Genomic DNA, 11,381 nt, shown 5'->3' with positions numbered 1-11,381 from the left:
GTTACCGGCACGAGGGTCTGACACGGCCCCAAAGTAGTCAGAAAACGTCCCCACAACCCCGTCTCCAAACACCAAGGAGACATCTGCAGAATCCGCTTCGACCTAAGATTTCGACTCCAACGCCATATGCGATTCCCCTGCGTCGCGGACGGGGGCGGCAAATTCGCAGAATGTCCCGAGAAACGAGGGGCGGTCAGAACCCGCTGGCGATGGCGTCCGGCGCGCTCTTTTCCTTGCGGACCAGGAGGTTGTTCAGCGCGTTGACATAGGCCTTGGCCGAGGCGGTCAGGGTGTCGGTGTCGGCGGCCTGGCCGGTGGCGATCCGACCGTCCTCCTCCAGACGCACCGAGACCTGGGCCTGGGCGTCGGTGCCTTCGGTCACCGCGTGCACCTGGAACAGGCGCAGGATGGCGGTGTGCGGGACAACCTGGTGGATGGCGTTGAACACCGCGTCCACCGGCCCGTCACCGGTGGCGGCGCCCGACTTCTCGACGCCATCGACCGTGACGGTCAGCTCCGCCTGCTGGGGGCCCTCGGTGCCGGCTACGACGCGCAGGTGCTTGACCTGGATGCGGTCGGCGCCACTGGCCAGGGCGTCGTCCACCAGGGCGATGATGTCGTCGTCGAAGACGTGCTTCTTCTTGTCGGCCAGGTCCTTGAAGCGCTGGAAGGCTTCGTTCAGGGCGTTCTGGCCCAGCTCGTAGCCCAGTTCCTTCAGCTTCTCGCGGAAGCCCGCCCGGCCGGCATGCTTGCCCATCACCAGGTTCGAAGCGCCCTGGCCGACGGTCTCAGGGCTCATGATCTCGTAGGTGCCGCGATCCTTCAGCATCCCGTCCTGGTGGATGCCGCTCTCGTGGGCGAAGGCGTTCTTGCCGACGATCGCCTTGTTGAACTGCACCGGGAAGCCGGTGATGGCCGAGGTGTAGCGGCTGGCCCGGGTGATGTGCTGGGTCTCGATATTGGTGAAGTAGGGCAGCTGGTCACCGCGCACCTTCAGGGCCATGACGACCTCTTCCAGGGCTGCGTTGCCGGCGCGCTCGCCGATGCCGTTCATCGCCACCTCGACCTGGCGCGCCCCGCCCTGCACCCCGGCCAGGCTGTTGGCGACGGCCAGGCCCAGGTCGTTGTGGCAGTGGGTGGACAGGATGATGCGGTCAGCGCCGTCCACGTTCTCCAGGATGTCGCGGAAGATGTCGGCGTACTCGCTGGGATACGAATAGCCCACCGTATCGGGCAGGTTCACGGTTCCGGCGCCGGCCTTGATGGCGGCGTCGACGCAGCGGCGCAGGAAGTCCTGCTCGGTGCGGGTGGCGTCCTGGGCCGACCATTCCACATCGCCGCACAGGTTGCGGGCGTGGGTCACCGACTTGGTGATCATTTCCAGGATGTCTTCCTGGCTGGCGCGCAGGATGTGGTCACGGTGGCTGGGGCTGGTGGACAGGAAGGTGTGGATGCGGCCGCGCTTGGCCGGGCGGATCGCCTCGGCGGCGCGCTCGATATCCGCCACGCCGGCCCGGGCCAGGCCGCAGACGGTGCTCTCGGTGACGATCTCGGAAATTCTGCGGACCGCCTCGAAGTCGCCGTTGGAGGCGATGGGGAAGCCGGCCTCGATGACATCAACCCTCATCTCTTCGAGGATCTTGGCCAGCTCCAGCTTCTCGTCCAGCGACATGGACGCGCCGGGCGACTGCTCGCCGTCGCGCATGGTGGTGTCGAAGACGATGACCCGGTCGCTTTCCTTGCGAACGGTGTCATTGGCGGACGGGGCCTGGTCGGCGGAGGATACGGTCATGGGATCACTTCATTCTTCGCGGGGGTGTTTTAGAAGGCTCGAGCGTCGGGGTCATCCCCTAAGCGCCCGGCCGCGAAGATGCGCAGCCTACAGGGGCGCCCAGGGGCGGCTAAGCCCCAGCGTAAGAAGAAGCTGGCTCTGCAGATGCGAGTGCATAGGGATACGATCTATAGAATCCGGGGCTTCACCGCAAGAGTCTTGCGTCTGACGGCCTTCAGGCGGCCAGTTGCGCAAGAACCTTCCTCACCGCGGGCCGCTCGCCCATTCGCGCGAAGTGCTCGGAGACCTTCGGAAACTGCGCCATGTCGATCCCATCGCGCGGCAGCCAGCCGGTGAGCGTGAAGAGATAGGGATCGCAGATCGTGTAGTCGGCTCCCATCACCCAGGGTCCGGCGAGATATTCCGTCTCGATCAGCGTGAAATGCTCGGCCACCGCAAGGGGCGCCTTGCGGCGCATGTCGGCGAGGGCGACCGGGTCGTCGGCCCAGCGGTAGCCGCGATGGCGGTGGGCCGCCGCGACATGGACAGCGCTGCAAAGATAGGTGTTGAAGGCCTGGACCTGGGCCAGGGCGAAGGGGTCGTTCAGCGGCGCGAGCTTCGCCTCGGGATAGGCCTGGGCGACATAGGTCATCAGGGCGGGCGCCTCGGTCAGCACCCCGCGCTCGGTCACCAGGGCCGGGACCCGGCTCTTGGGGTTGATGGCGAGGTAATCGGCCGAGCGCTGCTCGTCCTTCAGGAAGTCGACCTTCACCAGCTCATAGTCGGCGCCCGCTTCCTCCAGGGCGATGTGAACCGCCAGGCTGATGGTGCCGGGGAAGGAATAGAGCTTGATCATGGCTTGTCGGCCTCCCGTGACTTCAGCCAGCGGCGTGCAAACCAGCCGATGGCGATCCAGAGGGCGGCGACAGCCACTAGCCAGACGATGTGCTTGGAGCTCCCGCCCTTCATGGCCTGGACGATGGAGTTGCCGGCGAAGGCGGTGAGCGCGATTTTCGGGATGATGCCGATGGCCGTCCCGGCGGCGAACTGGATGACGCGCATCGGCGTGACGCCCGCCGCCATGTTGACGACGATGAAGGGCGCCGAGGGCACCAGCCGCACGATCAGGCTGGCCAGAAATCCGTTGCGGCCCACCAGACCCATGAACCGCTGCATGCTCTCGCCGGAGATGGTCTGCAGGGCGCGAGCCCCGGCGAAGCGACCCAGATAGAAGCCCACCAGCGAGGACACCATGGTGCCGATCCAGCTATAGGCGAACCCGGTCCAGGGGCCGAACGCCACCACGGCGGCGGCGATCAGCATGAACTGCGGCACGCCGATGAAGGCCAGGAGGGCGAAGGCCGCCACCGCAGCCGGCAGGGCCCAGGGTCCGGTTGCGGTTCCCAGCCACTGCTCGACGGTGGCCTCGCCGTTGAAGCCGAGCACCTGGGCGCCGAACAGGAAGACGATCCCCACCCCGCCAAACAGCACGAAGGACACCGCCAGCGTTCGCCACGCCTGGGCGTCCATTTCGGTCACGAAGCGGAAAAGGCGACGCATGGCCTGCCCTCGCCCATCGCCGCGCGACGGTCAAGCCGGGTTCAGCCCGCGCAGAGGTGCAGGGTCACCGGCGCGGACCAAGGACCGCCCGCCACGATCATCGAGGGCGGCGTCCCGCCGAGCATGGTGAGCGTGAAGGTCTTGGGCTGCGGCGGTCCCTCCGCCGTGCAGCTCGCATTGATCAAGTAGCCTGTGGGGGTCGGCGAGACCGAGCCGAACCGGCAGCCCACCTCGCCGGCCGTCGAGACCCGGTCGGTGTCGAACACCCACGCGCCCGTCGCGCAGAGGTCGGCCGTGGCGGCCCAGCGGCCGATGAAGGACGCCTGAGTCGGGGCGGGCTGGGGCGGCGCGGGCGGCGGCGCGCCGATTGGCGGTGGGGGCGGAGGCCCCTCGGCCTTTCGCTGACAGGCGGCGACGGATAGCACCGAGAGGATAGCGATCAGGGCGGGTTTCATGACGGCTCCTGTGACCTTTGGGCAAACGGGCGGAAGAATGGCTGTTCCGCGCGGTTCGCGGCTTTGCCTGGGCGCCCCCTTCGGCTACACCCCGGCCCGTTCTTCTTAAACCCTTCGACCGGGAGTTTCCCCGCCATGTCGCTTGAATCCGCCGCGCTGTCCCGCGTTAGTCCCTCCGCCACCCTGGCGGCGGACGCGAAAGCCCGCGAACTCAAAGCCCAGGGCCGGAATGTGATCTCTCTGGCCGCGGGTGAGCCCGACTTCGACACGCCCGACAACATCAAGGAAGCCGCCATCAAGGCGATCCGTGATGGCAAGACCAAGTACACCAATGTCGACGGCATCGTGGAGCTGAAGGAAGCCATTGTCGGCAAGTTCCAGCGCGAGAACGGCCTGACCTACAAGACCTCCCAGGTGAACGTCTCGCCGGGCGGCAAGCCGGTGATCTGGAACGCCATGCTTTCGACCCTGAACCCCGGGGACGAGGTGATCATCCCGACCCCGTACTGGGTCAGCTACTGGGATATCGTGCTGCTGGCCGGCGGCACGCCGAAGGCCGTGGCCACCTCGGACGCCACCGGCTTCAAGCTGCAGCCTGCTGACCTGGAAGCCGCCATCACGCCGAAGACCAAGTGGGTCTTCCTGAACTCGCCGTCCAACCCCTCGGGCGCGGCCTACACCAAGGCCGAACTGCGGGCGATCGCCGACGTGCTGCTGCGCCATCCGCACGTCTGGATCCTGACCGACGACATGTACGAACACCTGGTGTTCGGCGACTTCCAGTTCTGGACCATCGCCCAGGTGGAGCCGGGGCTGTACGACCGCACGCTGACCATGAACGGGGTCTCCAAGGCCTACGCCATGACCGGCTGGCGGATCGGCTACGCCGCCGGCCCCGAGGCCCTGATCAAGTCCATGGCCAAGGTCATGAGCCAGACGACGTCCAACCCCTCCTCCATCTCGCAGTGGGCGGCCGTCGAGGCGCTGAACGGTCCGCAGGACTTCATCAAGCCCAACGCCAAGCTGTTCGAACAGCGCCGCGACCTGGTGGTCTCCATGCTGAACCAGGCCGCCGGCCTGCACTGCCCGACCCCGGAAGGCGCCTTCTACGTCTATCCGTCGGTGGAGAAGCTGATCGGCAAGACGGCGCCCAGCGGCAAGGTCATCGCCAGCGACGCCGACTTCGCCGTCGAACTGCTGGAGCAGGAGGGCGTCTCGGTGGTGTTCGGCGCGGCCTTCGGCCTCTCGCCCTACTTCCGCATCAGCTACGCCACGGCCAACAGCGTCCTGGAGGACGCCTGCGGACGGATCCAGCGCTTCTGCGGCTCGCTCAAATAGGCATGGACGCGGACGCCAAGCGCGCGCTCGCGACCGATATCGACGCCGTCGCCCGGCTGCAGGGATCCTTCGTCCTGCGGTCTGGCGCGGTGGCCACCGAGTATTTCGACAAATACCGCTTCGAGGCCGACCCCGCGCTGCTGAGACGGGTGGCCGAGGCGATGATCCCGCTGCTGCCGGCCGAAACCGAAATTCTGGCCGGCGTGGAACTGGGCGGCGTGCCCATCGCCACGGCCATGTCGCTCATCAGCGGCATCCCCACCGCCTTCGTGCGCAAGCAGGCCAAGACCTACGGGACCTGCCTCGCCGTCGAGGGTTCGGATGTCAAAGGGCGCCGGGTGGTGATGATCGAGGATGTGATCTCTACCGGCGGCGCGGTTCGCGACGCCGCGGCGCATCTGGCCGACGCGGGGGCGGTTCTCACCGCCGTGGTCTGCACCCTCTGGCGTGGCGACGGTGAGCCCCGCATCGAGGGACTGGCCGCACCGTTGTTCGCGGCCTTCAGAAAGGAAGACCTGGCGGTGTAGTCTAGGCGTGGTCGAGACGTTTGGTTTCGCCATGGGGAAGCGCAGGCATGCCGAAGGACGCCCTCAGCCTTGTCTTGCCGATCGTTCGCGTCCTGCGATGGAACGCGGCGATCTATAGCTTGCTGTGCGTTCTCGCCGCGATTGGCACGCTGATGTTCTGGCCTGCCAACGGGCCAGACAACATGGACAAGATCGTCGGTCTGTCGGGCTTCCTTGCGGTGCTTGTTGCGTCAGCCGTCCTCTACGTGTTCAATTTCCGCGCGTTCGGAACGATGAACGCCGGTCCCGTTCTGATCTGGAGCAACGTGGCCCTCGTCATCCTGGTCTGCCTGATCGCAGCCGTCGAATGGCGCGACCGCACTCTCTGGTTAATCGATGCGGGGTTCCTCGCTGGGAACACGGCCATTCTCGCCTTCACCCGAGTTGATGGCGTTCGCGACCGTCGCCCCGCCTAGAGGTGAAGGTGCGGCGACACATGATGGCATCGCCGCCGCGCCTCAAGTCCTAGGGCCTCTCGCGCCAGGCGGCCTTGGCGGCGTCCTTGGTCATGTTGAGCTGCACCTTCTGGTCGATGATCTGTTCGACCCAGGTCAGCGGGATCAGGTGATGCTTCATGCCCGACCCGAAATCCATCTTGGCCAGCTCGATGTCGGTACCGAGCACATGGTCCACACGGCCAACGTGACCGCCGTCCGAGCCGACGACTTCCATATGTTCGAGGATGTCTGAGGTCTGGATCATGCGCGTCTCCTGGGATTGGGTCAGGGACAAACCCCTGAGAGCGCGGCGGGGTTTCATGACGCCGGCTTTCCGAAGTTTCATCCGCGGCTGGATGCGCGACGTCTTGTCAGAAGCTAGGCTGCATTCATGAGCAAGTTCGCCTCCGCCCTCGCCGCCCTGTTGGTCCTGTCCGCGCCTGTCGCCGCGCAGGCGGCCATCGACGCCAAGCTAGCGCCCGACAGCGTCACCCTCACCGACAATGGCCGCACCGTGCTGGTCTACCGGACCAGGACCAATGACCCGGCCGAGCCTGGCCGCCTCAACTACGTCAACCCGCTCTACGCCCCCGACGGCACGCTGCTCACCGAGGATCGGCCCGCCGACCACCTGCACCAGCGCGGCCTGTTCTGGAGCTGGCACCAGGTGCGGCTCGGCGACGAGGTGGTGGCCGACGGCTGGTTCATGAAGGGCCTCACCTTCTTCGTGCGCGGCACGAAGTTCCAGGGCCAGCCTGACGGGTCGGGCGTCCTCACCGTCGACGTCGACTGGATCGTTACCTCCAAACCCGAGCTGGTCTATGTCGCCCGCGAGATCACCAAGGTGACGGTCCGCCCGGCGACTCCGGCGGGCCAGAGGATCGAGTTCGACACCACCATCACCGCCCGCGCGCCGGGCCTGAGCCTCGGCGGCAGCGACGATGTGAAGGGCTATGGCGGCTTCTCCATGCGGCTGGTGCAACCCGACCGCCTGAGCTTCGCCTCCCGCGGCGAAGCGGTGACGCCGGCGGTCGAGGCCCTGCCGGCCGGCCCCGCCATGGGGTTCGCCTGGCCCGTCGCCAACGCCTATCCGGCCTGGGCCGTGGGCCTGGCCTGCAAGGCCCAGGGCCAGCCGATCACCCGCTGGATCCTGCGTCGGGAGCTCTCCATGCAGAACTGCGTCTTTCCCGGCCGCGCCCCCTACGCCATCCCCATCGACCGGCCGCTGCGCCTGGAGTCGACCGTGGTCATCCAGCCCCGGGAGTCGGCGGCGCGATGAACGACATCGTCAACTTCAACAAGGCGAAGAAAGCTCGCGCCAAACAGGACGCCAAGTCCCAGGCGGTGGCCAATCGCGCCAAGTTCGGGCGCACCAAGGGCGAGAGGGCCATCGAAAAAGCCGAGGCGGCGAAGGTGGTCCGGCTGCTGGATGGCGCCAAGCGGGAGGAGTAGCTCCCCCTCCCTCACCTTTCATCCTGGATCGTCATGGCGGGGCTTGTCCCGGGGATGACGGTCGTTTTGGTCAGGCTGCGGCCATCTGTGGCGCGAAGGCCCGCAGGATCTGGCGGTAGGTATCGGGCGGGCTGATGCCCAGCCGTTCACGGGCGCTCTCCAGGGGCTCGGCGAACAGCCGCTCATAGTCCTCGCCCGGCAGCCAGACCGCGCGGCGTCCGGCCAGGTAGGCGCGCCAGACGGCGGCGAAGAACGGCAGGTCGGGCCGGGTCTGCTTGCCCGTCCGAGCCACGTGCAAGGCGATGAAGGCCAGGCCCAGGCTGCCGGTCTGCGCATAGGAGAAGGCCACCACGCACCCCTCCCCCAGCCCGTCGGTCCCATAGCCGGTCAGCACATGCCAGACATCATGGATGTCCCGGTTGCGGCGGCCGTACCAGGCGTGAGGATGCTCGTACTGAGTCTGGCCCACAGCGGCCCGCTGGCTGGCGTCGGCCAGGCCCGCAGCTGAGATGTTGTTGCGGGTGATGAAGTCCCGGTAGGCCGCGCCCACCGTCCCGGGCGCGAAACTCCGCAGCCAGGCGTCATCGCCGAACCGCTCGCACAGCTCCACCCGCTCATAGGCCATGCGCCCCCCCTGGGGCGTGGTCAGCAGGCGGGCATAGCCGGCCGGCGGCTTGCGCGAACTCAGGGCCCGGGTGATCTCGAACACATGCTTGGTGTCGCCCGTGGCGCGCAGGCGTCCCAGCGCCGCGATCGCCTCGCCAAGTCCGCGCTTGGGCTCTTCCATGGCGTCCATCCCCTGTTTTCGAAAGGATGCGCCCGACAGAGGCGTTAGAGCAAGAGCTAGGCGGCCATCGCCAGTTGCTCGGGGCTCCAGTCGCGAGCCTCCGGCGGGATAGCGATGTAGTGCGTCGCCGGCGTGATGTTCAGGCGCTTGCGGGCGGCCTCGAGCGGTTCGTTGAGCAGGCGCTCATAGTCCTCGCCCAGCAGCCAGGCGGCCGCCTTGCCGCGCCTATAGCCCTGCCAGATCGCCTTGGCGTAGGGCTGGTCGCCCTTGCGGGAACGGATCGCGGCGCCGACGCCGATCAGCGCCCAGCCCAGGCCACCGGTCTGGGCGTAGGAGAAGGCCACCAGGCAGGCCTCTCCCAAACCATCGCGATGGTAGCCCGACAGGATGTGCCAGATGTCGTGCACGTCACGGGTGCGGCGGCCCATCCAGGCGTAGGGGTGCTGCAGGTCGATGCCGCCCTGCGCGCCCTCGCGGCTGATCTCGGCGAGGCCTTGGGCGGACAGTTGCTCGGTGCGCACGAAGTCGCGATAGGCCGCGCCCACGGTGCCCGGCGCGAAGCCGTCGAGCCAGGCGTCGTCCATCAGCTTGTCGGCGAGTTCCGGACGCTCATAGGCGATGCGCCCGCCCTGCGGCGTGGTCAGCAGCTTGAGATAGCCGTCGCGGGTCGATGTGCCGTTCAGGGCCCGCATGATCTCGAACACCTGGCCGGTGTCTTCCTTGTCGTTCAGCAGGCGGCCCAGGGCCTTCAGAGCCACGCGCCACTGCAGGGCGGGCTTGGGCATCGGCTGGGTGGAGTAGCGCACATCGACAACGGCGGTGGTCATGGGAGGGACCTTTCGAACCATGTTCGGATTAAAGATGACGCCAGCGTCATTTTTTGGCAAGTGCCCTTTTCGATGGTGAGCTCTCCCTCGAAGAGTGTTGCATCGCCGGCGCGAGACCTGAGACTAGGGTGCAAATGGCCAGATTGCGTAAACGCTCGATCCTGCTCGCCGGCCACGCCACCTCGATGGCGCTGGAGCCAGAGTTCTGGGCGGTGCTGGAAGAGATGGCCCAGGACCAGGGGCTGAGCCTGGCCGGCCTTATCGCCCGCCTGGACGAAACCCGCGGCGAACGCCCGCTGGCCTCAGCCTGTCGAGTCGCCGCCCTGGGCTTCGCGCGCGGCTAGGGAGCCTTGCCAGTGGCCGGCCCTTCGGCGTTCTCGACCGCGGGCACGGGCTCACCCTGAGGCGTGACATTGGTCTTCTCGTACCCGATGGCGGCCCAGGCGATCACCGCCACCAGCAGGGCGAGGATCACCCAGACGAGCGGCGGGATGTTGCGGCTGGTCCCGCGGGGTATCGGATCGCCGGGGTGGTCAGCCGGGGGCGGAGTTTTCGCATCGTCGGTCATGGCGTCACTTCGGAACCGGGATCGGAGCGGCAGGGAGCCTTGGCGCGTCCGGCATCGGTGGCGGTTTGGGCAGGGTCAGGTTGACGCCGACGGTCTGGCTAAGGTCCGGCGCCGCCTGTCGGCTCGCATAGGCGAAGTAGCTGATCATGGCGACCGCCACGATCAGCCCGCCCACCAGAAAGGCCAACCAGGGGCCAGTCCGGTTGGAGCTTTGCGCCACGTTCAGCCGCCCGGTTTTGCGGGGGCGGAGATGTCCGGCGCCTTGATGTTGATGTCCACGCTCTTGGACTGACCAAAGCCGCCGCCCGAATACATCATGAAGCCGATGACCGCGACGACCACCAGCAGGCCGCCCACGATGAAGGCCAGGACGGGCGTCCCGCCATTTCCAGAGTTCTCAGCCAATTTAGCCTCCCAGGTTTAAAGTCGGGAAGAGAACGAACCCCAGTGGTCAAGGTTCCGTGGAGCGCAGATCACGACGCGCGGCCCCTTAAGTCGGCGGTCCGATGTGCTACATATGTTCCAATGTCGTCCTATGACTCGTTTGAAGACTCCCCCCTCCCCGCCCCGCGGATCAGCGATCTGGCGCGGGTGCATGGCCCCGACTATCTGGAGGGGCTGAACCCCGAGCAGCGGGCCGCCGTCGAGGCCACCGAGGGCCCGGTCCTGGTGCTGGCCGGCGCCGGCACCGGCAAGACCCGGGTGCTGACCACGCGGCTGGCCCACATCCTGGCCACCGGCCGGGCCAAGCCGTGGGAACTGCTGGTGGTCACCTTCACCAACAAGGCCGCGCGCGAGATGCGCGAGCGGATCACCGCCATCATCGGCCCCCAGGCCGAGGGGCTGCGCTGGCTGGGCACCTTCCATTCGGTGGCCGCCCAGGTGCTGCGCCGCCACGCCGAGCTGGTGGGGCTGAAGTCCAACTTCACGATCCTAGACACCGACGATCAGGAACGCCTGATCAAGCAGGTGCTGGAAGCCGAGAACATCGACGCCAAGCGCTGGACACCCAAGACCCTGGCCGGGCTGATCGACCACTGGAAGAACCGCGGTTGGACGCCCGATCGCCTGCCCGCCAACGAGGGCAAAGAGTTCGCGAACGGCAAGGGCCAGGCCCTCTACCGCCTGTACCAGGAACGCATGCGGGTGCTGAACGCCTGCGACTTCGGCGACCTATTGCTGCACAACATCACCATCTTCACCTCGCAGCCCGACGTGCTGGCCGAGCATCACGACCGCTTCAAATTCATCCTGGTGGACGAGTACCAGGACACCAATGTGGCCCAGTATCTGTGGCTGCGCCTGCTGGCCCAGAAGCGCCAGAACGTCTGCTGCGTCGGCGATGACGACCAGTCGATCTATGGCTGGCGCGGGGCCGAGGTGGACAACATCCTGCGCTTCGAGCGCGACTTCCCGGGCGCCAAGGTCATCCGTCTGGAGCGCAACTACCGCTCCACCAGCCATATCCTGGGGGCGGCTTCGGGCCTGATCGCCACCAACAAGTCGCGCCTGGGCAAGACGCTCTGGACCGAGGCCGACGGCGGCGACAAGGTGGTGGTCCGCGGGGTCTGGGACGGCGAGGCCGAGAGCCGGCTGATCGCCGACGAGATCGAGCGCGCG

At 67.1% G+C, this 11,381-nt stretch carries 17 protein-coding genes; 7 read left to right on the top strand and 10 right to left on the bottom strand.

Going from position 1 to position 11,381, the window contains the following annotated elements:
• Positions 1 to 193: 193 nt before the first annotated feature.
• The 4 genes from Q8N10_RS01515 to Q8N10_RS01500 all read right to left on the bottom strand — a co-directional run bounded on the left by Q8N10_RS01515 (position 194) and on the right by Q8N10_RS01500 (position 3,786).
• The gene (locus tag Q8N10_RS01515; protein WP_304779199.1) at positions 194 to 1,792 is read right to left on the bottom strand and encodes a 2-isopropylmalate synthase; all 1,599 of its coding nucleotides are present in this window, start codon (positions 1,790 to 1,792) and stop codon (positions 194 to 196) included.
• 214 nt (positions 1,793 to 2,006) lie between these two features.
• Positions 2,007 to 2,627: a glutathione S-transferase family protein gene (locus tag Q8N10_RS01510; protein ID WP_304779201.1), complete on the bottom strand. Its 621-nt coding sequence runs from the start codon at positions 2,625 to 2,627 to the stop codon at positions 2,007 to 2,009.
• Complete coding sequence (locus Q8N10_RS01505) at positions 2,624 to 3,331, bottom strand: TVP38/TMEM64 family protein (RefSeq protein WP_304779204.1); 708 nt, start codon at positions 3,329 to 3,331, stop codon at positions 2,624 to 2,626. Before Q8N10_RS01505 ends, Q8N10_RS01510 begins: the two co-directional genes overlap by 4 nt.
• Positions 3,332 to 3,372: 41 nt before the next feature.
• On the bottom strand, positions 3,373 to 3,786 hold the full coding sequence (locus Q8N10_RS01500; protein WP_304779206.1) for a hypothetical protein: 414 nt from the start codon (positions 3,784 to 3,786) through the stop codon (positions 3,373 to 3,375).
• Between the two features lie 135 nt (positions 3,787 to 3,921).
• On the opposite strand from Q8N10_RS01500, the gene Q8N10_RS01495 reads away from it, so the two are divergent.
• Genes Q8N10_RS01495 through Q8N10_RS01485 form a run of 3 tightly spaced genes read left to right on the top strand, consistent with a single transcriptional unit; the run spans position 3,922 to position 6,106 of the window.
• Positions 3,922 to 5,124, top strand: coding sequence for a pyridoxal phosphate-dependent aminotransferase (locus tag Q8N10_RS01495; protein WP_304779210.1), 1,203 nt, complete (start codon positions 3,922 to 3,924; stop codon positions 5,122 to 5,124).
• A 2-nt stretch (positions 5,125 to 5,126) separates the two neighbouring features.
• On the top strand, positions 5,127 to 5,651 hold the full coding sequence (gene pyrE / locus Q8N10_RS01490) for an orotate phosphoribosyltransferase (protein ID WP_304779211.1): 525 nt from the start codon (positions 5,127 to 5,129) through the stop codon (positions 5,649 to 5,651).
• Positions 5,652 to 5,698: 47 nt separating this feature from the next.
• Positions 5,699 to 6,106, top strand: a complete 408-nt coding sequence (locus Q8N10_RS01485) for a hypothetical protein (protein ID WP_304779214.1) — start codon at positions 5,699 to 5,701, stop codon at positions 6,104 to 6,106.
• Positions 6,107 to 6,155: 49 nt separating this feature from the next.
• Here Q8N10_RS01485 and Q8N10_RS01480 read toward each other — a convergent pair whose 3' ends face one another.
• Entirely contained in the window at positions 6,156 to 6,392 is a 237-nt protein-coding gene (locus tag Q8N10_RS01480) for a DUF2171 domain-containing protein (RefSeq protein WP_304779217.1), read from the bottom strand.
• A 126-nt stretch (positions 6,393 to 6,518) separates the two neighbouring features.
• Here Q8N10_RS01480 and Q8N10_RS01475 point away from each other — a divergent pair, with 126 nt between their 5' ends.
• Positions 6,519 to 7,406 carry a DUF6807 family protein gene (locus Q8N10_RS01475; protein ID WP_304779220.1) on the top strand — a complete coding sequence of 296 codons (888 nt, stop codon included), beginning with the start codon at positions 6,519 to 6,521 and terminating at the stop codon, positions 7,404 to 7,406.
• The gene (locus Q8N10_RS01470) at positions 7,403 to 7,579 is read left to right on the top strand and encodes a DUF4169 family protein (RefSeq protein WP_304779223.1); all 177 of its coding nucleotides are present in this window, start codon (positions 7,403 to 7,405) and stop codon (positions 7,577 to 7,579) included. The genes Q8N10_RS01475 and Q8N10_RS01470 overlap by 4 nt, the downstream gene beginning before the upstream one ends.
• Positions 7,580 to 7,649: 70 nt before the next feature.
• Here the strand turns inward: Q8N10_RS01470 and Q8N10_RS01465 are convergent, their stop codons facing one another.
• Both Q8N10_RS01465 and Q8N10_RS01460 read right to left on the bottom strand, forming a co-directional pair.
• Positions 7,650 to 8,366 (bottom strand): Coq4 family protein, encoded by a 717-nt coding sequence (locus tag Q8N10_RS01465; protein ID WP_304779226.1) that lies wholly within the window; start codon positions 8,364 to 8,366, stop codon positions 7,650 to 7,652.
• A gap of 56 nt (positions 8,367 to 8,422) precedes the next feature.
• Positions 8,423 to 9,193, bottom strand: a complete 771-nt coding sequence (locus Q8N10_RS01460; protein ID WP_304779228.1) for a Coq4 family protein — start codon at positions 9,191 to 9,193, stop codon at positions 8,423 to 8,425.
• Positions 9,194 to 9,327: 134 nt separating this feature from the next.
• Here Q8N10_RS01460 and Q8N10_RS01455 point away from each other — a divergent pair, with 134 nt between their 5' ends.
• Positions 9,328 to 9,537, top strand: a complete 210-nt coding sequence (locus tag Q8N10_RS01455) for a ribbon-helix-helix domain-containing protein (protein ID WP_304779230.1) — start codon at positions 9,328 to 9,330, stop codon at positions 9,535 to 9,537.
• Here Q8N10_RS01455 and Q8N10_RS01450 read toward each other — a convergent pair.
• Genes Q8N10_RS01450 through Q8N10_RS01440 form a run of 3 tightly spaced genes read right to left on the bottom strand, consistent with a single transcriptional unit; the run spans position 9,534 to position 10,166 of the window.
• Positions 9,534 to 9,761 carry a hypothetical protein gene (locus tag Q8N10_RS01450; protein ID WP_304779232.1) on the bottom strand — a complete coding sequence of 76 codons (228 nt, stop codon included), beginning with the start codon at positions 9,759 to 9,761 and terminating at the stop codon, positions 9,534 to 9,536. The two genes, Q8N10_RS01455 and Q8N10_RS01450, sit on opposite strands and share 4 nt — an antisense overlap.
• Positions 9,762 to 9,765: 4 nt before the next feature.
• Positions 9,766 to 9,981, bottom strand: coding sequence for a hypothetical protein (locus tag Q8N10_RS01445; RefSeq protein WP_304779234.1), 216 nt, complete (start codon positions 9,979 to 9,981; stop codon positions 9,766 to 9,768).
• A 2-nt stretch (positions 9,982 to 9,983) separates the two neighbouring features.
• Positions 9,984 to 10,166 carry a hypothetical protein gene (locus Q8N10_RS01440; protein ID WP_304779237.1) on the bottom strand — a complete coding sequence of 61 codons (183 nt, stop codon included), beginning with the start codon at positions 10,164 to 10,166 and terminating at the stop codon, positions 9,984 to 9,986.
• A 120-nt stretch (positions 10,167 to 10,286) separates the two neighbouring features.
• Between Q8N10_RS01440 and Q8N10_RS01435 the strand changes: the two genes are divergently transcribed.
• Positions 10,287 to 11,381 (top strand): ATP-dependent helicase (locus tag Q8N10_RS01435; protein ID WP_305663856.1); only part of this gene is annotated, 1,095 nt, incomplete at its 3' end.

Source organism: Phenylobacterium sp., assembly GCF_030693625.1.
GTDB lineage: Bacteria > Pseudomonadota > Alphaproteobacteria > Caulobacterales > Caulobacteraceae > Phenylobacterium > Phenylobacterium ferrooxidans.
This window is presented reverse-complemented; position numbering and strand designations above follow the sequence as displayed.

Coding starts and splice junctions, on each gene's coding strand:
- Q8N10_RS01500 (WP_304779206.1), bottom strand. CDS start 3,786: ATGAAACCCGCCCTGATCGCTATCCTCTCGGTGCTATCCGTCGCCGCC.
- Q8N10_RS01465 (WP_304779226.1), bottom strand. CDS start 8,366: ATGGAAGAGCCCAAGCGCGGACTTGGCGAGGCGATCGCGGCGCTGGGA.
- Q8N10_RS01470 (WP_304779223.1), top strand. CDS start 7,403: ATGAACGACATCGTCAACTTCAACAAGGCGAAGAAAGCTCGCGCCAAA.
- Q8N10_RS01455 (WP_304779230.1), top strand. CDS start 9,328: ATGGCCAGATTGCGTAAACGCTCGATCCTGCTCGCCGGCCACGCCACC.
- Q8N10_RS01515 (WP_304779199.1), bottom strand. CDS start 1,792: ATGACCGTATCCTCCGCCGACCAGGCCCCGTCCGCCAATGACACCGTT.
- Q8N10_RS01510 (WP_304779201.1), bottom strand. CDS start 2,627: ATGATCAAGCTCTATTCCTTCCCCGGCACCATCAGCCTGGCGGTTCAC.
- Q8N10_RS01475 (WP_304779220.1), top strand. CDS start 6,519: ATGAGCAAGTTCGCCTCCGCCCTCGCCGCCCTGTTGGTCCTGTCCGCG.
- pyrE (WP_304779211.1), top strand. CDS start 5,127: ATGGACGCGGACGCCAAGCGCGCGCTCGCGACCGATATCGACGCCGTC.
- Q8N10_RS01505 (WP_304779204.1), bottom strand. CDS start 3,331: ATGCGTCGCCTTTTCCGCTTCGTGACCGAAATGGACGCCCAGGCGTGG.
- Q8N10_RS01450 (WP_304779232.1), bottom strand. CDS start 9,761: ATGACCGACGATGCGAAAACTCCGCCCCCGGCTGACCACCCCGGCGAT.
- Q8N10_RS01485 (WP_304779214.1), top strand. CDS start 5,699: ATGCCGAAGGACGCCCTCAGCCTTGTCTTGCCGATCGTTCGCGTCCTG.
- Q8N10_RS01480 (WP_304779217.1), bottom strand. CDS start 6,392: ATGATCCAGACCTCAGACATCCTCGAACATATGGAAGTCGTCGGCTCG.
- Q8N10_RS01460 (WP_304779228.1), bottom strand. CDS start 9,193: ATGACCACCGCCGTTGTCGATGTGCGCTACTCCACCCAGCCGATGCCC.
- Q8N10_RS01495 (WP_304779210.1), top strand. CDS start 3,922: ATGTCGCTTGAATCCGCCGCGCTGTCCCGCGTTAGTCCCTCCGCCACC.